Here is a 22,420-nt window from a genome sequence, read left to right on the forward strand (position 1 = left end):
GCCGTTTGACGCAAACCGCACCGGCTTGATAGCCTGCGCATCTCACCCGATGCGAGAGGTCGTCCATGTCCCCAATACCATCCGACGCATCAGTTCGCACGGACAGCGAACTGATGCGACGGATCGGAGCTGGCGACACGGATGCCTTCGAAAAGGTCATGCACGAACACGGTCCGCGCCTCATCAGGCTGGCCTACGGTATCACGGGACAAATCGACGAGGCGGAGGACATCGCGCAGGAATCGCTCCTGATATTGTGGAATACGGCCGAAGCCTGGAAAGCCCGGTCAACCATAGCCGCCTATCTGCGCACGGTCGCGACGCGAAAGGCGATCGATGTTCTGCGCCACAGGAAAAGACAGGTCGACGATTTCCAATGGGAGGATCTTCTCGAACCCGGAGCAGGGCCGCAGACCCAACTCGAACAGCAGGACGATACGACAATGGTCAGACAATTGATGTCCGAGTTGCCGGACCGCCAGCGCACCGCCCTGGTGCTCGCGCATTTCGAGGGTTGCAGCCATCGGGACGGAGCCGATGCGATGGGCATCGATGTCGAAGCCTATTCCTCCTTGCTCGCGCGGGCCAGGCGTTCGTTGCGCAAGGCGGTTGAGGGGGCGATGGGGGCCACCCGGAAAGACGGTGAGTGATATGAAGCCAAGTCTGGAAGAACTGCTTGACCTGCACGGCGGCGACCTCGACGCCTGGCCCGATGCGGCGGCGGCCCGGGAGGCGCGGGTCGCGGCCATGCGGGATCCTGGGTTCCGGCGGGCGCTGGACGCAACGCGTGCGGCGGACCGGTCGCTTGCCGCGCTGGCGCAGCAGATGGAGACGTCGCCCGCGTTGAATACGCGCTTTGCGGCGCTGCGGTCTTCGCTGTCTGCGAAAGTGGCCGCGCAGGCCGAAAGGCGACGCGCTTTCTCCGCCACGATGCTGACCCGCCTTGCGGCAAGCGTCGTCATCGCATGCGGGCTAGGGGTCGGAGCGGGGCAGGTCATCCCCGACCAGACGGGCGCGCAGGCCGACGCCTATCATGAACTTCTGCTTGGTGCGGACAGCGGTCCGTTCAACGATGAAAGGGACAGTGGATGACAAAACAAAGGATCATCATCATCGTCCTGTTCGTTTCGCTTGTCGCCAATGCCTTCTTTGTCGGCTTTGCCGCGACCCGGATACTAGATGCACCCGAAGCAACGCAGCGCAGCGGAATCCTGCGCGCGGTCGCGATGCGCCTGACCAGGAACCTTGACGAGGATACGCGGGCAGGGGTTGCCGAGACGCTTGATGCGTTGAGCCCGCAATATCGCGAGAGCCAGCAGGCGCGGCGTGACAATTACGAGGACCTCCGCGTCTTGCTGGCCGATCCTGAACCGGACCGGCAGGCAATCGACCAATTGCTTGCGCAGATGCAGGAGCAATCCTCCAAATTCGTGGTGCTCGTGCACGACAAGGCCGTTGCTGAAATACTGGAACTGCCCGCGCACAAACGCGCCGAACTTCCAACACCGGAGTGATGTGGATGTTGCACCGCTACCCGGCAATGCTTTGCCTGCTTGCCGTTTTTGCCATTGTGTCCCTGCGAGCGGCTTCGGCCGAGCCGTGGCGTGTTGAGCCGTTGCGGGACATCCGCCTGCCGCCTCAGATCGCTGCCGAGCCCGGAAAGGCGGCCCCTCCGGGCGGATTGCCGGACGGACGTGTCGCAACGGGCGAAGGAGACATTCGCCAAGCCTGGTATGGCGGACCGACCAGACGTTATGCCCATGCGGTCCTGGGCGATGACATCGAAGCCGGCGAACTCGTCGTGCGCACCTCCGGCGGGGTACAACTGGCGCTGAGCTTGCCGCAAAACCAGGTGTTTGAAGACCGGACGCCACGGCTCGCCGACCTTGACCGCGATGGGCTGACTGAAATCGTGACCATACGGGCCGCGCGGGATGCGGGCGCGGCGGTCGTTCTTTACGGGCTGCGCGACGGCAGGCTGGTCGAGCTCGCGGCCATCGAACCGATCGGCCGCGCCAACCGCTGGCTCAATATCGCCGCGATTGATGATCTCGACGGGCGACCGGGGCTTGAGATTGCCTATGTGCGCACACCGCATATCGGTGGCACGCTGATCTTCCTGTCCTATGACGGCGGCCGGCTTCAGCGGATTGCGGCAATCGACGGATTTTCAAACCATGTCATCGGTTCGCGCGAACTCCGGCTGTCGGCTGTTGCCGACACGGACAATGACGGCCGGCCTGAGCTTGCGGTGCCTTCGAAGGACCGGAAAACCCTACGCATCGTCGGCTGGGGTCCGTCCGGCCCGGTGGAACGCGCGGCCATTCCGCTTCCGGCACGGGTGGACAAGGCGATCGTGTTCGAGCGCACCAACGGCTTCCAGGGTTTCGTTCTCGGGCTCGACGACGGTGCATTCTACCAGGTAACGCGCTGATCGTGCCGTGGCATGTTGCGATATCCTCAGCCCGATGCTAACCGTCGGCCTGCAAAGATTTCGCTTCAAAACCAGAGATTTATGGACATGCCGACCACCATACCATTTGTCACACGGATTGACGGGGCCGACCGCGACCGCTGGCTCGACGCACTGCGTGGCGCTCTTTGCGATTGCCGCATCGAACCTTTCGAAAATCTGACGGGCAGCGAACTCGAGGGCGTCAGGGTCGCCATTGTCGCCGATCCGGACCCGGCCGATCTTGCGGCAATGCCGAACCTGGAATGGGTGCAGAGCCTTTGGGCCGGTGTCGAGCGTATCGCGGCGGAGTTGCCGCATGACGGGCCGCGCATCGTCCGGCTTGAAGACCCTCAAATGGCAAAGACGATGTCCGAAGCGGTGCTGGCCTGGACGCTTTATCTGCACCGCGATATGCCGCGCTACCGCCGCCAGCAGTCCAGGCGCCAGTGGCGGCTTCACGAGCTTTCCCTGCCATCCGATCGCACCGTCGCGATCCTCGGCCTGGGCCATCTCGGCCGGGCGGCGGCCGCAAAGCTGCTGGAACAGGAATTCAAGGTCTGCGGCTGGAGCCGCACACCGGGCCGAATGAGCGGTGTCGAGACCCATGACGGTGCGGACGGTCTTCAAACGGTGCTGAAAAAGGCCGATATTGTGGTGGTGCTTATGCCGCTGACCAAACAGACCACAGGGCTTTTGAACGAAGCAACCCTTTCGAAAATGAAGGCGGGTGCGAGCCTGATCAATTTTGCCCGCGGGCCGATTGTCGACGCCGCCGCGCTTCTTAAGAAGCTTGACGACGGACATCTCGACCATGCCGTCCTTGATGTTTTCGACAAGGAGCCGCTGCCAGAGGACAGCCCGTTCTGGACCCATCCGTCGGTCACGGTCTTGCCGCATATATCCGGGCCCACGAACCGTGCCACGGCAAGTGCCATCGTGGCCGCCAACATGAAAGCCTATCTGGAGGCCGGTCTTGTTCCCGACGCGGTGGACCGCGCACGGGGCTATTAGAGCGAGATGAGGTTAGCTTGAAGCATTTGATTTTCCCCACCCCTGAAAGGAAGAAGCGATTGGAAAACAAAATTGAATGGGCCGGGCGATTTTGCCCTCTGACCGCGTTGGCTCGCGCTTGTGGTGGGTGGCACCACGGCGCGCAACCCGCCTTGCCGGTCGGTGGTTTCGCTGGCGGACACATGCCGCGGCTATGGCACGTTGCGCTCGCTCCCGGACGGCGCAGACGGCTTCACGACGTTGGATCTGATGTCGAATTTCCTTGGGACCGCGCGTGAGGGAGAGATGCAGTGCACCGCAAAACCACTCCATCAGGGACGAACCACACAGGTCTGGGATGCTGTGGTCGCGGCGCAAGGAACCGGCCGCGCAATCGCGCATTTTCGCTGTACCCAGATGATCCTGTGGCCAAAAACCGCAGCTTGATCTGATGTCGCGGACAAAAAAGAGCCACGAATCAATAATCTGTCATGATCTTGCAGTTTTGGTTTCTGTGGTCGGGCGAGCGAAGGGAAAACAGGGTTTGCAGGAAGAACGTCGAAGAACACGAAAACGGCGGACAGGGTACGCAACAATCGGAAGGGCTCGATATGTTATCGGCGATTAAGCTTGTGAGCCTTGGCATCGTGCTCGTTGCCCTGGCAGTGGCGCCGGGCCGCGCGGACGAGCGTGTCCTGTTCAAGTCCGCCCTTCCTTCGTCCTCCTATCACGAGATCGGCACGCAGCTTTCCAAAGCCTTGCAGGACGGTTCCGGGGGCGACATCACCATTGTCGACGAAAAGAGCAGCGGGTCGACCCAGAACGTGCTGGATGTCGAGACCGCCGACGGCAACTACATTTTCATGTCGCAGCCCGTGCTCGTGGATCTCGCCCTGCAGGGCAAGGCCATGTTCGCGGACAAGGACACCAACGCCTTCAACCGTATCCGTGCGCTGTTCCCGGTGCCTTCGGTGACAATGCACTTTGTCATGGCGAGCGAGGAGGCCGTGCTGACTTTCCCTGAACTTGCCGGAAAGTCCTTGCAAACCGACAACGGAACCTTTGCCGCGCGCGAAGCGGCAAAATACATCAATCTGTTTGGACTTGAGGGCAGTGTTTCCATAGTCGACGCCCATCCCGATGATGCGCTTGGGAATATGAAGGACAACAAGGTCGCCGGTTTTGTCGTCGCCGGCTCCTGGCCAATTCCTCTGGTTCAGAACATTGCCGGTGCGTTCGACGTCAATCTCGTAAGCATGGACGCCGATGAGATAAACAAGACACGGCGCACGCGCATGGTCATCCCCGCCGGAACCTATGCGGGCCAGGAGGATGATGTGGTCGCCGCGTCGTTGCCGATGGTGGTCTACGCGACCGAGGATATGGATGCAGACACAGCCTATCTCCTGACCAGGACCTTCTGGAACGAGAGGAAAAACCTGATCGCCGAGGCCGCCTGGTGGGGCGGCGTGGACGACCAGCTCATGGTGAACATCACCCATGAGTTGCACCCGGGCGCCTTGAAGTTCTACAAGGAAATGGGACTGCCGATTGCGGAGGATCAGCAATAGGCCGCTTCGATCCGTTCAGCGCCTGCTGCCATGTCAACGGTGACTGAATTCAGGATATCGACCTGCCGCGGGACAGGCCCATAAGCGGTCAGTTAGGCATGCTCCCGGTCGACGGCAAAGCCGACCGGGGTAAGTTCAATAATATCAAGGCCATTGAACCGTTCAGATCCGGCTACTGCTTCTTGACCCGGTAGGTTTCGTGGCAGGTGCCGCAGTTTTTGGTCGCGGCGCCGAATGCGCCCTGGAAACTGGCGAAATCCGTGATCGTCACGCTTGTATCGGCGGCGAATTGCGCCACGGCCATATCAAAGCCGGCTCTGTCCTCCCAGATTTTCGGAGAGGCTTCCGTGTCGTTGCCGCTCTCGGTTCCTTCGCCGAACAGATACCCGTATCCGTTTGCCGCCGCGTTGAGGGTGTTGAAAACCAGTTGGGCGGTGACCGGATCGAACTCCATCTCACCCTTGGCCATCTTGGCACCCACGCCGGTCGCCGCGCCGACATTCTTCATGATCGTCTGCCGGTCTGCCGACGGATCCGCCGCCAGCGAGCCGCCCGCAAGGCCGATTGAAAGAAATATAGCCGCTGAAAATGCTCGATACATCATGCTCTCCCGTTAGCACCACAAGTGTTGACTGCGTATAGAGCGGTGGTCGAACCGCGTGTCATCGAGCGCATGTGTCCGGGTGTCCTTCCGTTTCCGATCTTTTGCGGCCGGATGCGTACAATGACACTTCAAACATTAGAAAATGCAAAATCGCTCGACAACGTGAAGTTTTGCATATTCAATCTGCATTTATGCAGAACGCCGATTGGGATATCTTTCGTTACGTGATTGCGGTGGCCGAGGCCGGCTCGGCAGTTGCGGCCGCTGAACGGCTTGGCGTGAATGCCAGCACCGTGTTGCGCAGAATTTCAAGATTCGAGGATGAGAACGGCATCCGGCTGTTTGAGCGGCGCCAGTCCGGATACCGTCCGACAGCCGCCTGTACGGCCGTCGTTGAAGTCGCGCGCGGCATCGAAAAGAGTGTCGCCGACATCAGCCGCGACCTGCTTGGCCGCGATTTTCGCCTCGAGGGAAGGCTGACCGTGACCACGACGGATTCACTTCTGTTTTCCGTCCTTGCGCCGCTGATCGACGAGTTCAGCCGTCAGCACCCGATGATCTGCATCGATATATCCGTCACCACGACACGCCTCAATCTGACCCGCCAGGATGCGGACGTGGCGATCAGGGCATCGAAGCACCCGCCCGATACGCTGGTCGGGCAGCGTGTATCCGGGCTGGCATTTGCCGTTTACGGCGCGGCGGCGCAACTGGCGAATATGTCCGGCGAGCAACGCCGGCGCCTGATGGACGATGCCCGGTGGGTCGGTATCGGTCAGGCGCTGTCGGGCTCAATGGTCGGCAACTGGATGACGGCGAACGTGCCGGCCGAGAAAATTGCCATGACTGCAGACACGTTTGTCGCCATGCACGATTGCGCTGCCGCAGGCGCCGGCCTGGCAGTCCTTCCCTGTTGTGTCGGGGATCGCTCGCGCGCCGTTCTGCGCGTGACGCCGCCGGTGCCGGCGATGGGCACCTCCTTGTGGGTCCTCACGCACGCGGACATCCGCAACGCCGCCAGGATAAAGGCCTTCATGGAGCACATAACCCGGGCTCTGCGGTCGCAATCCGAGTGTCTCGAAGGTGTGACGGCGTAGCGCAAGGAAATTGTTTCCAATATATTGGAATTTTGCTAAACTCAGCGCGCTTGACGTTCAATCCCTGGAAACCGTCATGAACACAGCTCCGGCACCTGACATCGGCAAACTGGTCAAATCGACGCGAAAGTCGCTTGGGTTGACGCTCGAGCAACTCGCCGCCCGCTGCGGGGTGTCCCGGTCCATGCTGTCTGCGATCGAACGCGGAACCGCCAATCCGACATTTTCCGTCGTCTGGGCCCTGGCGCAGTCGCTTGGCCTTGATCTGGCGACGCTGGAGGGCGCGGGCAGCGAAAGCGAGCCGATCGAGCATGTGCACCATTACTCCACGCCGACGCGCCGCAGCGCGGACGGCAAATGTGAATTGTTCATGCTGAGCCCCGTACGCACAATATTGCCGGTGGAATGGTATCATCTCGTCATGAATCGCTGCGGAAGCCTCGATTCGCGTGCCCATGCGGCGGGAACGTTCGAGCATCTGACATGTCTGTCCGGCGCGCTCAGTGTCACGGTCGGCGCGCGCACGGTCAGCGCGCGGGCCGGCGACACGCTTCGTTATCATGCGGACGCGCCACACCGCATTCACAACACCGCAGACGACGAGACCAAGGCCCTTTTGCTGGTGGCGCAGCCGGACCAGTACCGGACAAGTTCCGTTACGGTGTGAGGGAGCGTTTTGGAATGACCGGTGCTCACATCTGAAGAGCGAACCAATTCCAATATAAAGGAAATCGAGCATTTTACAGGAAGATCATGTCCCATTCCCTTATCGATTCCGCCCGCCGGGCACTCGCAGATATTGAAGCTGCGGGCACGCTCAAGCGCGAGAGGCTGATTTACTCTCCGCAATCGGCTGTGATCCGCACGCGCGGCACCGATGGCCATGACCAGGAGGTGCTCAATCTTTGCGCCAATAATTATCTTGGGCTCGCCGACGACCCCCGTCTTGTCGAAACGGCGAAACAGGCGCTCGACAGCCACGGTTTTGGCATGGCTTCCGTGCGTTTCATCTGCGGCACGCAGGAACTTCACCGTCAATTGGAGGAACGCACGGCCGCCTTCCTGCGTACCGAGGACGCGATTGTCTTTCCCTCCTGTTTCGATGCCAATGGCGGAGTGTTCGAGGCCTTGCTCGGCAAGGAGGACGCCGTGATCTCGGACAGCCTCAACCATGCATCCATCATAGATGGGATCCGCCTGTGCAAGGCGCAGCGGTTTCGCTATGCCAACAACGACATGGCCGATCTCGAGCAGCAACTCGTCAAGGCCGCGGACTGCCGGCACCGGCTGATCGTGACCGACGGGGTGTTTTCCATGGACGGCATCATCGCCGATCTTCCGGCGATTTGCGATCTGGCGGAAAGACACGACGCCCTGGTGATGGTCGACGACTGTCATGCGACCGGCTTCCTCGGCGAACGCGGAGCCGGAACGCCCGATATGCTCGGCGTTGAGGGACGGGTTCATATTCTGACCGGCACTTACGGCAAGGCGCTCGGCGGTGCGTCGGGAGGCTATGTGGCCGCTGCCTCGCCGATCGTCGAACTGCTAAGACAGAAAGCGCGGCCCTATCTTTTCTCCAATGCCGTCGCACCGGCAATCTGCGCCGCCGCGATCGAGGCGATAGCGATTGCCGAGGCGGCCACTGATGCACGGCGGCGTCTGCACGACAATGCGGGGCGCTTCCGTGCCGGAATGGCCGCCGCCGGCTTCACGCTCATCGACGGCCAGCACCCGATCATTCCCGTCATGGTCGGCGACGCGGCAAAAGCCGCACAGCTTGCCGACACCCTGCTGGAGCACGGCGTCTACGTCATAGCGTTCTCCTATCCTGTCGTTCCTGAGGGAAAAGCACGGCTCCGCACACAGATGTCCGCCGCCCATACGCCCGAACAGATGGGCCGTGCCGTTGCCGCTTTCACACAGGCCGGCATGGAGCACGGCATTATCGGATAGGGACCGGAACGATGCGCGCACTCATCAAGGAAAAGCCGGCACCCGGATTGACCCTGACACGGGTCGACATTCCGGAGCCAGGACCGGGCGAAGTCCGCATAAGGATTGACAGCACGTCGATCTGCGGCACCGATCTGCACATCTACAATTGGGACGATTGGGCCGCATCGACGGTTCCGGTACCGATGACCATCGGGCACGAGTTTGTCGGGCATATCGACAAGCTCGGAGCGGGCGCCACGGGTTTTAAGGTCGGGCAACGGGTGTCGGGCGAGGGACACATCGTCTGCGGCCAGTGTCGCAACTGCCGCGCCGGCCGCGAGCATCTGTGCCGCGACACCAAGGGCATCGGCGTCAACCGGACGGGGGCGTTCGCGGACTTTCTCGTCATACCCGAGCACAATGTCTATCCCATCCCCGATGACATTGCGGATGAATATGCATCCGTTCTCGATCCGTTGGGAAACGCGGTCCACACCGCCTTGAGTTTCGATCTTGTCGGCGAGGACGTGCTGATCACCGGCGCCGGCCCCATCGGCCTGATGGCGTCGGCCGTTTGCCGCCATGTCGGCGCGCGGCACGTCGTCATCACCGACATAAACCGCAAGCGGCTGGAACTGGCGACGAAGATGGGCGCGTCGCGGGCTGTTGTCGCCGGTCAGGAGGACCTTGACGACGTGATGCTCGAACTCGGCATGAAGGAGGGCTTTGATGTCGGGCTCGAGATGTCCGGATCGGCGGCCGCCCTGCAGGAGATGATCGAAAACCTCAACAATGGCGGGCAGGTCGGATTGCTCGGGATATTTCATGGCCCGGTAAGCATCGACCTCAACAAGGCGATTTTCAAAGGCCTCCAGTTCAAGGGCATTTACGGCCGGGAGATGTTCGATACCTGGCACAAGGCTCTCGCCATGCTGGAGAGCGGTCTTGACATCTCGCCGATCCTCACGCACCGCTTTGCTTTTGAAGATTTCGAAAAAGGGTTTGAGGTGCTGAACAAGGGCGACGCAAGCAAGGTTATTCTCGACCTTCATGCGCAATCGGGGAGTTAGGAAGACAGATGGCAAGTGTGATCTCTGGGGGAGACGGGCCGCGCCGCCGTCGCGGAGGACGCGAAGCAAAGCGCACCGGCGCAAGCGCGGTCGCCCGCCCGTTCGTCCAGCCGTCAAGGCATTACCCGCCGGTCGATCTGGCGCCTGAAGAAGCGGTTGAGCGGATTCACAGCGCATCGCTGAGGGTGTTGAGCGAAACCGGATTGAACGTGCTTCATGACGAGGCGCGCGCGATCATGAAGCGTGCCGGCGCGCAGGTGAGCAACGGCGAGACGCGCGTGCGTTTCGATCCGGACCTGATCTCGCAAACCATGGCGACCGTGCCGGAGCGGTTTACCCTTCATGCCCGCAACCCCGCTCACAATCTGACTGTCGGCGGACCGCAGATGGTTTTCTGCCAGACGGCCAGCGCGCCCAACGCATCGTGTCTGGACCGGGGCAGGCGCAGCGGAAACCAGGATGATTTCCGCAACTTCCTGCGCCTTGCGCAGCACCATCCGATCATACACGCGGTCGGCGGATATCCGGTCGAACCCGTCGACCTTCATGCCTCGATCCGCCATCTGGACTGCATCTCCGACTTCGTGACGCTGACCGACAAGGCCTTTTGCGTCTATTCGCTCGGCAAGGAACGCATTGCCGACGCCATCGAGATGACGCGCATCGCCCACGGCCTTTCGCTTGACGAATTGCGCAGGCGGCCTTCGGTCTTCACCGTCATCAACACCAATTCGCCGCTCCAGCTCGATTCTCCGATGATGCAGGGCATCATCGACATGTCCTCCATGGGACAGCCGGTCGTCATCACGCCGTTTACGCTGTCCGGGGCCATGGCGCCGGTGACAATCCCCGGCGCGCTGGTGCTTCAGAACGCTGAGGCTCTGGCAGCGATCGCATTCAGTCAGATGGTCAGCCCGGGCGCACCGGTCGTCTATGGCGGGTTTACCTCCAATGTGGACATGAAATCCGGATCGCCGGCCTTCGGGACGCCGGAATATATGAAAGCCCAGCATATAGGCGGGCAGTTGGCCCGCCGCTACAAGGTGCCGTACCGTACCTCCAATGTCTGCGCCGCCAACACGGTTGATGCCCAGGCCGCCTATGAATCGGTCTTTTCCCTCTGGGGCGCGGTCAACAGCGGTGGCCATATGCTCAAACACGGCGCAGGCTGGATGGAAGGCGGGCTGTGCTGTTCCTATGAAAAGATGATCCTCGATATCGATCTTTTGCAGATGGTGGCAGAGTTCATGTCTCCGATGACATTCGATGAGGATGAACTCGGTGTCGACGCGATCGCGGATGTCGGGCCCGGCGGACACTTCTTCGGCACCGCACACACGCAGGCCCGTTTCAAGGATGCATTTTATGCGCCGATCCTCAGCGACTGGCGCAACTTCGAGACCTGGCGCGAGGCGGGAGAGCCGACGGCCATGCAGAAGGCCAATGCCGTATGGAAACAGCGCCTTGCCGAGTACGAACAGCCGGCGCTGGATTCGGCGGTCGCGGAAGAATTGCGGACCTTCGTTGACAGGCGCAAGGCAGAGGGCGGCGTGCCGACCGATTTTTGAACCACAGGCTGCGCTTCAGGCCGGGTCGATCAACCGGGACCATGTGCACATGCTTCTGTAAAGGTGAAACGGAGGTCGGCATGGCACGCGTCAGAAAATTGCCCGGCCGTCACACCGCACCACCCATCACCACCAGATGCACCGAGACGACCTGGCCGGCGGCAAAGCGCAGTTCCTTTTCCGGATTGTATTGGGACAGCACCAGCTCCTCGGCATTCCAGCGCACGAACCGCTTGACATAGGCGAGCGTCGGTCCGTGTTCCTGGAACCTGATCTGCGCGACGACGAAGTCGCCGCGCCGGGCCCGCTTCATTGGATTGACGAAGACGATCTCCCCGTCGAAGTAACGCGGCTCCATCGATTCACCCGCCACATAGACCGCATAGGCCCCGACAATGGACGAAAGGCTCGGCGGTGCAAAAACGTCCTCCAACCGGTCACCATTCATGACAAATTCACCGTCAACTCCGCCCACCGCCTGACCGTAGACGGGGATGCTCACCCTCAGGTCCGGCAACTCATCGCCAAGCCGCGCATTGGCCGGCTGGGCCGCAATCTGCAAATCACTATGAGGCGTATTTGATTTCATGACGCCGCCGCTTGCAACCCCGAAACCGGCATCAGACGCAGATTTGTTCATGTTGTGTTTCGAGGCGTTGACGGGCGCCATGTCGGACGTACGAACACCCGCCGGAGGGCCGGACGGTGAGGGCGGATCATAGGCGGTTCCACCAAACATGAGTTCCGATGGGCTGATGTCGAGATGGGGAGCCAGCCGTACCGCCCAATCCTTGGTCAGTTGACGCTCCCCGGCCTCAAGCCGCCTGATCTGCGGTTGCGACGTTTGCGCCAGCTCGGCAAGCCGGGCCTGTGTCAGCCCCTTGGCTTCGCGCAGCGATTTGATTGTATTCATGTGCCTTCTCACGGTTTCATCCGTTCCGCCCGATGGGTATATGCCAGACTGGTTTCGAGGACAAAAACCGTGTTGGTATAATCATTGACATATATACCAAAATGACATAAAACGCAAGGCACTCCAAAATCGCAAAATCCGAGGTGAAATTGATGACGCAGCGTGCTGCCACTTGGTTCCCAGTTTCGCAGCCTGCCGATATCGGCCGTTTGCATCCCAGGCTCCCTGTGGGGCATTCGGCACGCAGCATAAATCGGCCTCAAAAAGAGAACAAAACAAGAACAAATACAGCGCGCGAACTCGGGATTCAAGCCGTTGCACGGGAAGTCATCGACTTTGGCGAGCCGACCTCGGGAACCGGCGAGGAAGGATGGGGACGCAAGACCGTCTCCGTGGCGCGCGTTTCAATCCTTGATGGCTTTGCTCTCGCCGAGGGCGAACCTCCGCCGCAGGAAAGCTGCACGTCAGAACTGCCATTGCCCGTCACCGCTCCCTGGAAATGCGACTGAAGATGAAAAACACGCCCGAACACATCCGGTCTTCCACCTGCTTTATCGACACGAGCGCCAGGCCGCGCGGCCGGCGCGGCCGGCTGAGCCTTCCCGACAAGGAGAAGCTGCTGAAGGACTACGCCGCCGGCCGGCCCACCGATGACATCGCGGACCGCTTCGATGTCGACGAAATCTATATCCGAAAACTTGCCAGCCGTTACCGCGTCCGCAGGGGGCAGGCGGCCCCGATACCGGCACCGGCCGGACAACTGCATGCACCCCGGCGTCCCGATCACCGGTCGGCGTTCAAGCGTGCGCGCAGGGGCTTCGACCTGCCGGCGGAACTGGAACCGCAATACATCCGGCTTCTGGTCGCCGGTCTCAGCCGTCAGCAGGCAGCCCGCAAACTTGGCGTTTCAACACATCTGAAGGGGTTTGAGTGAAACGAGCGAACGCGCGGACCGCTGCCGCCATGAAGGCGCGCTGCGACATCCACAAGACCGCAAGGCGTTGCGGCGTCAAGCTGTTTGACGGCGCACGCATGTATAAAAAAGCGCGCGGGCCCAAGGAGTGTTTTTGTCCCGGGACCTTGCGCCGTATCGGTCGTGCGCTCGGAGAAGCCCATCTGGAACTGGTGCTGCGCCTGATCGTCGAAACGGAGGGCAATGCGGCAGAGCTTTACGGCGAAACACTCATGGCGGTTTCATCGGTTCTGGAAAACCATCCCGACCTTATCGAGCACGGGTCAGCCCTGTTTGATGCCTTTGACACGGTAGACCTCGGCCGCCTGCGCCTTACCGCGCGCGCTATGCGCTGCGGCTTGCCGGTGGCCCACATCATGCGCGTGCTCTTGTGGCTCGATCTGCAGCGTTTTTTGTGCCCCGAACAGACCGGCCATGGAGGCGCCTCTCCCGCGATTTGTTGCCGGGACCATTGAATACGGAGCCGGCTGACCAGCGAGTACCACATGCCGTAGCCGATGACGGTCATGACAATGCCGAGGTAGAGGACCGCGAGCCAGACGATCCGGTCGGCCGAGACAATGGCGTCCACGTGGTTGCCCTCGAAGATCAATGACAGGATGAGCAACTGCGGCGTGGCAAAAACCGCCACCCATGCCCCAGACAAGAGCGACCCCAAGCCCCATGGCGATATCGACGGGTGAAAGCCTGCCCATTTTCCCTGCGCACCGTTTTGCGATTGGTTTCAGTTCATAAAGAGCGGTGACCAGCCTGCGCCAAACGGTTGGCGATGGCAAGCGCCGCCGCTTGCCATTCATGGCGGCCGACCCCATAGTCGAACGAAGAGACATCACCGCGCAGACAAGGCACTGGCATGATTGATTTCTACTACGCACCCACGCCCAACGGCTGGAAGGTCGCCATCATGCTTGAAGAGTGCGGTCTGGATTTCACCACCCATCTTCTCAATCTTGCGCAGGGCGATCAGCTTGAACCGTCATTCCTGAAAATAAGCCCCAATGCGAAAATGCCGGCCATTGTCGACAACGATGTCGACGGCGATCCCGTGTCGGTGTTCGAAAGCGGCGCCATCCTTTTTTATCTGGCCCGCAAGACCGGACGCTTCATGCCGAGCGGTCCCGGCGGCGAAAAGGAAACGCTGGAGTGGCTTTTCTGGCAGGTGGGCAATCAGGGCCCCATGGCCGGACAACTCAGTCACTTCAAGAATTACGCGCCGGACGGTCAGGACTACGGCTTCAAGCGGTATCTGGGGGAGTATGACCGGAACCTTGCGGTTCTTGAGAAACGTCTCGAGGGCAGGGAGTTTATGCTGGGGGAATACTCCATTGCCGACATGATCAGCTTTCCCTGGGTGCTGATCGCCAAACCGCTCGGGGCCTCGCTGGAGAAGTTCCCCAATGTGACCGCCTGGCGCGGCCGGATCAAGGAGCGGCCGGCCGTTCGAAGGGCCGTTGATCTTCACAAGGAGCGGCAGAACAGGGGGCAGCACAATGTCGGGAACAACAACGTCCTGTTCAATCAGTCCGGCGAAACCCTTCGCCGCGGCTAAGCATCATCAACCCATTGCCAGAAGAGTTCCATGCAGATTGCAATAGACGATTTGACAGGTTCGGATGTTGCCGGACTTTTGCGGACACATCTCGATCACATGTCTTCCCTTTCCCCGCCGGAAAGCACGCATGCGCTGGATCTGGACAGCCTGCGCGCGCCGGACGTGACGTTCTGGACGGTGCGGGACGGCGGACGGCTTCTCGGCTGCGGCGCGCTGAAGGAAATCGAGCCGGGCCACGGCGAGATCAAATCCATGCATACCGCGGAGGCGGCGCGGGGCAGGGGCGTTGCAAGGGCGATTGTCGAGACCATCCTGTCCGAAGCGCGCCGCCGGGACTACAGTCGTCTCAGCCTGGAGACCGGTTCCCTGGCGGAATTCGAGGCGGCCCGCAGGCTCTATGTCGGATTTGGCTTTGAATATTGCGCGCCCTTCGCCGGTTATGTCGAAGACCCCTGCAGCGTGTTCATGACGCGGCGGATCGACTGAGCAATCCGCACGCCCTGTTGCAAATTGCCGTGGCGTGAATGAGACTGTGGGTCGAGGTCCCTGTGCCCGCGAGGGCGATACCGCACGAGGCATATTCATGCTCAATCAGGGTTGGCAGAACGCTTTTACTGCCTCTGTGCTGGCAGTCATCGTGCTGTTTGTCATACCCAGGGCCTGTGGCGGTGAAGCCGACAGGGATGCGGCCGGGTCCGCCGAGTGCTTTGTGCTGTGGGATGGGCAGGAATATGCCATCGACTGTTCCGCGGAAGAAACCGAAGAGAACGAGGCGGACGACTTCGATCCCGCCGAACTGTAATCCGAATGGCTGTCTCTATCCGCCGACGGGCCCAAGCAGCATCAGCGCGCGTGTGCCGAACTCTTCGCGCCAACTGTCAATGATCGGCCGAAGCAGCGTCGTGTCCCATTCGCCGCCGCCCCAAAGGGTGGAGTTGTTTTCGACATCATTTGCCCAGCGATGCATGACGGCGCGTGCGCCTTCAGCCGTTGCGATCCCGGAGAAATCCGCCAGCAGTACCTGTGAACTTGAACCGCCCTTTGCTTCGGGCGGAGACCACGCCAGGAGATAAGGTCCGCGATTGTCCAGGATCCAGCCGGTCCGCTCGGCATCCGCGATGGCGCGTTTGGCATCGGCAAGTCCGTAGCGCTCGATCGCTTCATCGCAGTTTGGTGCCGCTGAACTTGCGTTCAGTTCTTCGGCGTGAGCCGTTGCTGATACGGGCCATATCGTCATCACGCCGGGCTCATCGCGCGCTGCGATATCGGGCGTTGGCGAGGTGAACGCCTCGCAGATGGCCATGAGGCGGTCCCGTTCATCCGCATGCATTCCGGCGCGAATCGCGACGATCCCGAAACCCGCAAGCCTTGCCGTTTCGATACCGTCAGGCCCGGCAAAGCGCCTCGACCGGTCCATCGATCCCGCGGCCCTGCCGGTCTCATCGTCTTCCACAACGATTGTCACCCGTTCGGTTCGCTTTTCGACAGGGGCAGCCTCAATCATCACCTCCACCGCCGCGCCGGTTTGCTTGTCGATCGTGACCACATCGACCGTCTTCCGCGTGCTCTCGCTGACGTCGACCGTTTCCTCGATCCGGCCGTCTTTCTCATCGATCTCTATGCGATCGATGATCCGTTCCGTTGTCTCAACCGTCTCCTTTCGCTCGACCGGACGGTCCGCCGTCTCCACAACTTCCGTTGTCTCCATGGTGCTTGTCGGTGTTTCCGTGACACGAACCACCTCAACGACAGGCTCTCCTGTCTGTCGCGGCGCGTCCTGCGGAACAGGGGTCTGCGTGCCGCTGTCCCCTATCGGCTCCGCCCGGACATTTTCCTCATGTCTTTTTTCCGGAACCGGCGCGGCCTGCGCAGCAACGTTAGCCTGCGCGACTGGTGATTCGGTCGTTGCAGACCGCTCGACTTCAACGACGGTCTCAGCCGCCGCAGTCCTGGGAATCGGAACCGGCGCGTCGGCGGGGCTGATCTGTTGCCCGCCGGCGCAGGCGGAAAGACCGAGCGCTGCAAACAAGGCAATGAAAACCGATTGTCCGGGATTAAAAGGCCTACATAAAAAACTGTTATTTAAATCGATACTGCGAACGTTATCGGTCTGTATTTGTGCGGTGGCCGTAAAATGACTTTTGTCTAAATCCAGTGTGTTCCCCATGCTGTCGGTCTCTTTGTTCCCGTGAAGAAAGGCGGCGGCAAGATTGCGACAAAGTGTACTGTAAGCATCATCAATCACAAAGCGCTCAGGTGTGGGTAAGTGGTTTTCTTTTGCGGATTGCGTCAATTGCGCATCACCTGATCGCTTGCCTTATGGAAACAGGAGGTTGCCTGTGAACCGTTACATTTGGGCTTCGAATCGATTCGCATTTGCCGCTCTGATTGTGGGGAGCCTTTCCGGCATTTGGATGACCCGTGTGAACACGCCTGCGGATCGTCCGAGGCTCTAGTCGAGGGCGCCGGCCTTTAACATGTCCCGGTCTGCCATATGGGGAAGACCCAGCTTGCGGTAGGCGCGCGCCCGGCTGACATAGTATTGAGCGCGCTCCGGATTCATCTTGATGGCCCTGGAAAACTCCTCCACCGCGCTCTCGTAATCATTGAGGTCCATCAGCGCGTTGCCTCTTTCGAAAACCGCCTCCGCCAGATCGATGTTGAGGCCGATGGCCTCGTCGATATCCGCGATGGCGCTGACGGCATATCCGCTTCTTCGCTTGGCAACGGCCCTTTGGAAGTAAGCATCGGCCCGTTTCGGCGCGTTGACGATGACGGAATCGAACTGCGCGATCGCTTCGTCGTAGCGCTGCATTTCAAGATAAAGCCGTCCCAGATAGAAATACGGTTCGGGGTCGAGCGCGTCGATCCCGATCGACCGTTTGAATTGCTCGGCCGCCTTGGTGAATTCGCCGCGCGACTGGTAGATGGAGCCGATATTCAGATAGGCGTCCCGGTATCCTGGATCGTGTTCGACCGCAGCCGAGTAGCTCTCGATGGCGAGCATGTCATGACCGAGGCTGGCATGCGCCACGCCGCGGTTGTAGAGGGCCAGAGAGTGCGCCGGCTGAAGTTCAACCGCCCGGTCGAAGTCCGAAACCGCACCGGCAAAGTTGCCGGTGTTGAGGCGCGCATTTCCGCGGCCGACATAGGCGGTAACGTTTTTCGGGCGCAGCCTGAGCACAGCGGAAAACGCCACCGCGGCCTCGTCCCAACGGTCGAGCTGTTCCAGACAAAGGCCGAGGCTGAGATAGCTCTCGGCGTCGTCCGGCAGCAGCGACGCCGCGGCCCGGAAATCGGCCGCGGCCGCCTCATAGTTCTTGTCCTGCCTGAACATGGCGCCGCGATTGTAGTAGGCCTGTCCGTCCCCGGGGTTGAGCGCGATGACCATGCCGAAGTCCGACGCGGCGCGGTCGTACTGTTTCATCGCTTCAAGCAAAAGCCCGCGGTAATAGAAGATGTCCGGGTCTTTGCTTTCCAGTTCGACGGCGCGGTCGAAATCCGACAATGCTTCCCCATAGCGGAGCATTTCCTGAAGATTGTAGCCGCGTTTTACATAGCCGCTGACGGCATGCGGGGAGAGGCCGATTGCCGCCGAGAAGTCTTCATGGGCAAGCATTCCAAGCCCCAGCGCCTGAAAGGCCAAGCCGCGATTCTCCAGGGCAATGCTGTCGCCCGCGTCCAGCCGGACGGCCTCGCTATAAAAGATCAGCGCTTCCGGCGTACGGTTCAGCGCATGGAGAGTATTGCCCAGATTGTTGTGCGCCGAGGCGAAATCGGGATTGAGCCGAATGGCTTCCCTGTAGTCCGCCGCGGCAGGTTCAAGGCGCCCCAACTCCTGCCGGTAAAACCCCCGCTTGAAGAACAGGTCCGCATCCCACGGATCAAGTTTGATCGCCTCGGTCAGATCCGCGATCGCGTCCTCGACCCTGCCGGCTTCATAGAGGGCCTCGGCACGGTAAAGGAAATTCAGCGCGTCTCCGCCATCGATTTCTATGGCCCGGTTGTAATCGGCGAATGCGCGGTCAAACGCTCCCATCCGCACGAGGACTTTCGCCCGATTGACGTAAGCCTGATGGTAAGACGGGTCCAGCATGATGGCCCGTTGGAAGTCCTTGACCGATTCCGTCTGCAAACCGAGGCGGCCGTGGGTCAGGCCGCGCATGTTGAATGCCAGAAAATCCCTCGGATTCAGCCTGATGGCTTCGTTCAAATCGGCGAGGGCACGCTGATGCCTGCCCCAGTCATAGTAGATCTCTCCACGCCGCCGGAAGGTCTCAAAGTCGTGCGGAAGCAATTCCGCGGCCTTGTCGAGGTCCGCGATGGCAAGGGCGAAGTCCCCATTGTTGCCGTAAGCGGTCCCGCGGTTGAAATAGGCGAAGGCAAACGCCGGATCGCTGTCGATCGCGCGCGTATATTCCCGGATTGCTGAAGCAAAATCATCCTGATTGAGGTGGTAGTTTCCCCGCGCGTTGAAATCGAAGGCATTTTCGGGACGAAGCGGAAACGTGTCGCTGTCCGCGATCTGCCCGTCTTCGGACAGGACATCGCCGTCAGCGGCCGCCACTTGCACGATGCTGCAGGCAGGACAGATGAACCGGCCCTCGGCATCGGTTTCTGCAGGGATGTGGAGCGGGGCATGCGGACCGGCAGCGGCGGTGGTGGACAGCAGACAGATGATCAACCAACTGAACCGGTCCGGCAAACCACTCACTCCCCGTTTGGTGTCATCAAAAATTTATGCATGCACCGCGTCCGGTTACAACCATATCCTTGCCGTCTGTGGATTATTCGAAACTCCATTCCGGTTTGCTGGCGATCGGGCTGTGGAAAGGTCCTTAATCGCCCCAGGAAACGCAACCTGTCTGCCCGTCGAGCCGACGACGACAGGGCCGAAACATGGATCGGAGAGGATCAAACGCGCCCGATGTTCGCGGACTGATCGCCTCGCTCTGTGTCGGGCAGTTCAATCTTTCCTTGTGTCATATGACTGACACAATGTGAGCGATATGCCGTCTTGTCGTTTCGAATGGATCGCGCCAGACCAACTTCTCTTTGCATTTCAATAGGTTTTGTTGCAAACTCCGGCCGTTTTGGGGGGCGAGCGGGCTTGGTCGTGGCGCAGGAAAAAGAAACAACGGGATCGGCGGCGAAAGCGGCTGCGAAGAAAAAGCAGGCCGTTGTTGTCATTCACGGGATGGGTGAACAGGTGCCCATGGATACGCTCCGGGGCTTCGTGGACACCACATGGGTCACCGACGAAGGCCTCATTCCGCGCGCGCGTGTCGACTCCAACAACGGCCAGCAGCGCATTGAAAATCCGGTCTGGAGCAAGCCGGACAGACGCAATCGCAGCTTCGAGTTGCGCCGCATCACCACCGAGGAAGCCAAGAACGGCGTTCGCACGGATTTCTACGAATTCTACTGGGCCCATCTGATGCAGGGCACGACGTGGGAACATGTCAAAATCTGGTTGGTCGACCTGCTGTGGCGCTCTCCCGGGCGGGTGCCGAAAGACGTTTTCAACGCCTGGCTTGCCCTCTGGATTGCGACCGTGCTGATCGGTGTCGTCATGGCGGTGTCGCTTTTGCCGATCGACGATCTGCGACAGTGTCTCGCGGGTGCATGCGACGATGGCGCATGCAGCGCGTCCAGCCTTTGCTGGACGTGGATCGGTCCCGTCATCGGCGTGATCGGCTCGCTCGTGGCCGGCACATTCGTCAATATCTTCCTGCTGAAATATTTCGGCGACGTGGCCCGCTACGTCAAAGCCAACCCGATTAACGTGGCCCGCCGCCAGGAAATCCGCGAGAAGGGCGTCGAACTGCTGGAAACGCTGATGGGTGTGCGGGACTTCGATCCGTCAAAACACAAGAAGGGCGCTCCCTATCCGAAGTGGGATACGGAGTACGACCGCATCATCGTGGTCTCCCATTCACTCGGGACGATTATCGCCTACGACATCCTCAAGGCGAGCTTTGCAAGGGTAAACAGGTACCTCAACCGCAATGGCCAGGCGCGCAAGAAACAGCCGGCCCGCGACGAGCTTGAGAAGCTGATACAGGATGCGATCGAGAATTCGGGCACGCTTGACCTCGACGAGTATCGGCGGCTTCAGAACCTCGCCTGGAAAGAGCTGAAGGAAAATGGCTGTCCCTGGCTCGTCAGCGACTTCATCACACTCGGATCGCCGCTCACCCATGCCGAGTTCCTGCTTGCCCACGACAAGGATGACATGCGCAGCCAGCAGGAAAGACGGATCCTGCCCACATGCCCGCCCGCCCTCGAATGGGACGCCAAGACAAAACACCAGCACTTTACCTATCAAACGGGCGCGAACTTTTCCAACGGCGCCTATTTCCGCTATCCGCATCATGCAGCGCATTTCGCGTTTACACGCTGGACCAACATCTATTCAAAGAGCGAGAGAATATTCTGGGGCGACATAATCTCCGGGCCGTTGGCCGGTCATTTCGATCTGTCGACGCCGGTCGCGCGGCTGCAGGGGATTTTGGATATCCCGGTCCTGCCCGAGCAGGATGTCGAAGGCAAACCCAAAGGGTCCGTTCCCTTCTTCACCCACACGAAATACTGGGACATGAATGTGCGGACCGGCAGCAACGACAATTGGGCGGTTCCGTACCATATCCACAAACTGCGCGAAGCCATCAATCTGCTCGACAAATGACCTGCAGGGCGCAATTGCGCCGAACAGAAGCGCGCCCCACTGGATCACATGAGTGGTCGCATCGAGCGCCTTGCATGCCGCTCTCGGACAGCATCCCTATGTCGGGGATATCCGGGGCAGGGGACTGTTTCGCGGTATCGAGCTCGTCGAAGACAGGGAAAGCAAGACGCCGTTCGAACCTGAAAGGGGCGTCCACAAAAGGATGAAGGCGGCGGCCTTCGATTTTGCCATTGGAACAGATATAGGCGCTTCAGCGGGGACCGGTGACGGCGTCTCCAGCTAAAAACGCCGACAACGCTTCCACATAACTGTCCCAGCCGCTGTCATGCATGTCCCGGCTTTCCCGTTTCCGAAAGCCGGTATGAAGAATGTGAAGGTCCGTTCCGACGTCGGCAGGTTCAAACCGGACAGCGACCTCGGTTATCTCACCGTTTCGATCCCACTCCCACGTATAGCGCACATGGCGGTCCGGCTCGACGGCAAAAAACAGGCCTTCCGCGACGCTGTCGCGTTCACCACCTTCAATGATGAGGCGGAAATGACCGCCAACGGTCGGGTTTATGTCCATCCTGGTCGCGGGCGGAATGACGGTTTCGCAACTCGTCCAGGCAGCAAACACCCGCTCGGGCGGGAAGGGCAGCTCATAGTTCTTATCAATCTTCATGCAATTTCCCACTGCAAAAACAGTGTGACCTCATGCGGTCTGCCCATCGTCATAGCAAGCCGCAAGACGATTCGATGTTAACAAATTCTAGAGCGCCCGATGCTCTACGTCATGAAACTGTTGCAAAATCAAAGAAGGGCACAACACGGTCGCGTGGGCATGACGGAGCGGCCGGTGTCGCGGCGTCAATGAACGACGGGATATCCAGGAAATGCGGCCCACAGCTTTGCCTAGAGCGAGTTGTGATTAGATTGAAGCATTTGATGGCGGAAAATCGGTTCACTCGGCAAGGCGCGTCGCGCAGCGCGATGTGGTGCATCGGGCAAGCGGGGCAACG

At 60.3% G+C, this 22,420-nt stretch carries 26 protein-coding genes; 21 read left to right on the plus strand and 5 right to left on the minus strand.

Translation table 11 applies throughout. The features are described from left to right. The first annotated feature begins 113 nt into the window (after positions 1–113). From AC5E6N_RS02180 to AC5E6N_RS02210, 7 genes are all read left to right on the plus strand, one after another. Positions 114–650, plus strand: coding sequence for an RNA polymerase sigma factor (locus AC5E6N_RS02180; RefSeq protein WP_491746268.1), 537 nt, complete (start codon positions 114–116; stop codon positions 648–650). Then, positions 643–1,092: a hypothetical protein gene (locus AC5E6N_RS02185; protein WP_491746269.1), complete on the plus strand. Its 450-nt coding sequence runs from the start codon at positions 643–645 to the stop codon at positions 1,090–1,092. Before AC5E6N_RS02180 ends, AC5E6N_RS02185 begins: the two co-directional genes overlap by 8 nt. Then, positions 1,089–1,514 (plus strand): periplasmic heavy metal sensor, encoded by a 426-nt coding sequence (locus AC5E6N_RS02190; protein ID WP_491746270.1) that lies wholly within the window; start codon positions 1,089–1,091, stop codon positions 1,512–1,514. The genes AC5E6N_RS02185 and AC5E6N_RS02190 overlap by 4 nt, the downstream gene beginning before the upstream one ends. Before the next feature lie 5 nt (positions 1,515–1,519). Further along, positions 1,520–2,434: an FG-GAP repeat domain-containing protein gene (locus tag AC5E6N_RS02195; protein ID WP_491746271.1), complete on the plus strand. Its 915-nt coding sequence runs from the start codon at positions 1,520–1,522 to the stop codon at positions 2,432–2,434. A gap of 87 nt (positions 2,435–2,521) precedes the next feature. Beyond that, the gene (locus tag AC5E6N_RS02200) at positions 2,522–3,466 is read left to right on the plus strand and encodes a 2-hydroxyacid dehydrogenase (protein ID WP_491746272.1); all 945 of its coding nucleotides are present in this window, start codon (positions 2,522–2,524) and stop codon (positions 3,464–3,466) included. 162 nt (positions 3,467–3,628) lie between these two features. Beyond that, positions 3,629–3,892 carry a PaaI family thioesterase gene (locus AC5E6N_RS02205; protein ID WP_491746294.1) on the plus strand — a complete coding sequence of 88 codons (264 nt, stop codon included), beginning with the start codon at positions 3,629–3,631 and terminating at the stop codon, positions 3,890–3,892. Positions 3,893–4,056: 164 nt separating this feature from the next. Then, positions 4,057–5,016, plus strand: coding sequence for a TAXI family TRAP transporter solute-binding subunit (locus AC5E6N_RS02210; protein ID WP_491746273.1), 960 nt, complete (start codon positions 4,057–4,059; stop codon positions 5,014–5,016). Positions 5,017–5,188: 172 nt separating this feature from the next. Here the strand turns inward: AC5E6N_RS02210 and AC5E6N_RS02215 are convergent, their stop codons facing one another. Continuing rightward, positions 5,189–5,617: a c-type cytochrome gene (locus AC5E6N_RS02215; RefSeq protein WP_491746274.1), complete on the minus strand. Its 429-nt coding sequence runs from the start codon at positions 5,615–5,617 to the stop codon at positions 5,189–5,191. Between the two features lie 194 nt (positions 5,618–5,811). On the opposite strand from AC5E6N_RS02215, the gene AC5E6N_RS02220 reads away from it, so the two are divergent. The 5 genes from AC5E6N_RS02220 to AC5E6N_RS02240 all read left to right on the plus strand — a co-directional run bounded on the left by AC5E6N_RS02220 (position 5,812) and on the right by AC5E6N_RS02240 (position 11,293). Next, positions 5,812–6,717 carry a LysR family transcriptional regulator gene (locus AC5E6N_RS02220; protein ID WP_491746275.1) on the plus strand — a complete coding sequence of 302 codons (906 nt, stop codon included), beginning with the start codon at positions 5,812–5,814 and terminating at the stop codon, positions 6,715–6,717. 76 nt (positions 6,718–6,793) lie between these two features. Next, entirely contained in the window at positions 6,794–7,384 is a 591-nt protein-coding gene (locus tag AC5E6N_RS02225; RefSeq protein WP_491746276.1) for a helix-turn-helix domain-containing protein, read from the plus strand. Between the two features lie 86 nt (positions 7,385–7,470). Then, positions 7,471–8,673: a glycine C-acetyltransferase gene (locus tag AC5E6N_RS02230; RefSeq protein ID WP_491746277.1), complete on the plus strand. Its 1,203-nt coding sequence runs from the start codon at positions 7,471–7,473 to the stop codon at positions 8,671–8,673. An 11-nt stretch (positions 8,674–8,684) separates the two neighbouring features. After that, entirely contained in the window at positions 8,685–9,725 is a 1,041-nt protein-coding gene (tdh, locus tag AC5E6N_RS02235) for an L-threonine 3-dehydrogenase (RefSeq protein WP_491746278.1), read from the plus strand. An 8-nt stretch (positions 9,726–9,733) separates the two neighbouring features. Next, positions 9,734–11,293: a trimethylamine methyltransferase family protein gene (locus AC5E6N_RS02240; protein ID WP_491746279.1), complete on the plus strand. Its 1,560-nt coding sequence runs from the start codon at positions 9,734–9,736 to the stop codon at positions 11,291–11,293. 109 nt (positions 11,294–11,402) lie between these two features. Here AC5E6N_RS02240 and AC5E6N_RS02245 read toward each other — a convergent pair whose 3' ends face one another. Beyond that, the gene (locus AC5E6N_RS02245) at positions 11,403–12,206 is read right to left on the minus strand and encodes an XRE family transcriptional regulator (protein ID WP_491746280.1); all 804 of its coding nucleotides are present in this window, start codon (positions 12,204–12,206) and stop codon (positions 11,403–11,405) included. Positions 12,207–12,358: 152 nt separating this feature from the next. Here AC5E6N_RS02245 and AC5E6N_RS02250 point away from each other — a divergent pair, with 152 nt between their 5' ends. From AC5E6N_RS02250 to AC5E6N_RS02280, 7 genes are all read left to right on the plus strand, one after another. Continuing rightward, positions 12,359–12,715, plus strand: coding sequence for a hypothetical protein (locus tag AC5E6N_RS02250; RefSeq protein WP_491746281.1), 357 nt, complete (start codon positions 12,359–12,361; stop codon positions 12,713–12,715). Positions 12,716–12,717: 2 nt separating this feature from the next. Further along, positions 12,718–13,140: a hypothetical protein gene (locus AC5E6N_RS02255; RefSeq protein WP_491746282.1), complete on the plus strand. Its 423-nt coding sequence runs from the start codon at positions 12,718–12,720 to the stop codon at positions 13,138–13,140. After that, positions 13,137–13,634, plus strand: a complete 498-nt coding sequence (locus AC5E6N_RS02260) for a hypothetical protein (protein WP_491746283.1) — start codon at positions 13,137–13,139, stop codon at positions 13,632–13,634. The genes AC5E6N_RS02255 and AC5E6N_RS02260 overlap by 4 nt, the downstream gene beginning before the upstream one ends. Positions 13,635–13,739: 105 nt before the next feature. Further along, complete coding sequence (locus AC5E6N_RS02265) at positions 13,740–13,862, plus strand: hypothetical protein (protein ID WP_491746284.1); 123 nt, start codon at positions 13,740–13,742, stop codon at positions 13,860–13,862. A gap of 170 nt (positions 13,863–14,032) precedes the next feature. Continuing rightward, a complete protein-coding gene (locus AC5E6N_RS02270) occupies positions 14,033–14,728 on the plus strand; it encodes a glutathione S-transferase family protein (RefSeq protein ID WP_491746285.1) in 696 nt (231 codons plus the stop codon). A 30-nt stretch (positions 14,729–14,758) separates the two neighbouring features. Then, on the plus strand, positions 14,759–15,217 hold the full coding sequence (locus tag AC5E6N_RS02275) for a GNAT family N-acetyltransferase (RefSeq protein WP_491746286.1): 459 nt from the start codon (positions 14,759–14,761) through the stop codon (positions 15,215–15,217). A 97-nt stretch (positions 15,218–15,314) separates the two neighbouring features. Continuing rightward, the gene (locus tag AC5E6N_RS02280) at positions 15,315–15,533 is read left to right on the plus strand and encodes a hypothetical protein (RefSeq protein ID WP_491746287.1); all 219 of its coding nucleotides are present in this window, start codon (positions 15,315–15,317) and stop codon (positions 15,531–15,533) included. Between the two features lie 15 nt (positions 15,534–15,548). Here the strand turns inward: AC5E6N_RS02280 and AC5E6N_RS02285 are convergent, their stop codons facing one another. Together AC5E6N_RS02285 and AC5E6N_RS02290 are read right to left on the minus strand one after the other, a co-directional pair. Continuing rightward, positions 15,549–16,760: a hypothetical protein gene (locus tag AC5E6N_RS02285; RefSeq protein ID WP_491746288.1), complete on the minus strand. Its 1,212-nt coding sequence runs from the start codon at positions 16,758–16,760 to the stop codon at positions 15,549–15,551. Positions 16,761–17,183: 423 nt separating this feature from the next. Then, on the minus strand, positions 17,184–19,298 hold the full coding sequence (locus AC5E6N_RS02290; RefSeq protein WP_491746289.1) for a tetratricopeptide repeat protein: 2,115 nt from the start codon (positions 19,296–19,298) through the stop codon (positions 17,184–17,186). Positions 19,299–19,847: 549 nt separating this feature from the next. On the opposite strand from AC5E6N_RS02290, the gene AC5E6N_RS02295 reads away from it, so the two are divergent. Then, positions 19,848–21,419, plus strand: coding sequence for a hypothetical protein (locus AC5E6N_RS02295; protein WP_491746290.1), 1,572 nt, complete (start codon positions 19,848–19,850; stop codon positions 21,417–21,419). A 52-nt stretch (positions 21,420–21,471) separates the two neighbouring features. Beyond that, positions 21,472–21,702, plus strand: coding sequence for a hypothetical protein (locus AC5E6N_RS02300; protein ID WP_491746291.1), 231 nt, complete (start codon positions 21,472–21,474; stop codon positions 21,700–21,702). Here AC5E6N_RS02300 and AC5E6N_RS02305 read toward each other — a convergent pair. Next, positions 21,670–22,083: an SRPBCC family protein gene (locus AC5E6N_RS02305; RefSeq protein ID WP_491746292.1), complete on the minus strand. Its 414-nt coding sequence runs from the start codon at positions 22,081–22,083 to the stop codon at positions 21,670–21,672. The genes AC5E6N_RS02300 and AC5E6N_RS02305 overlap by 33 nt on opposite strands. Positions 22,084–22,420: the final 337 nt, after the last annotated feature.

The sequence above is a fragment of the Hoeflea sp. genome, assembly GCF_984452065.1.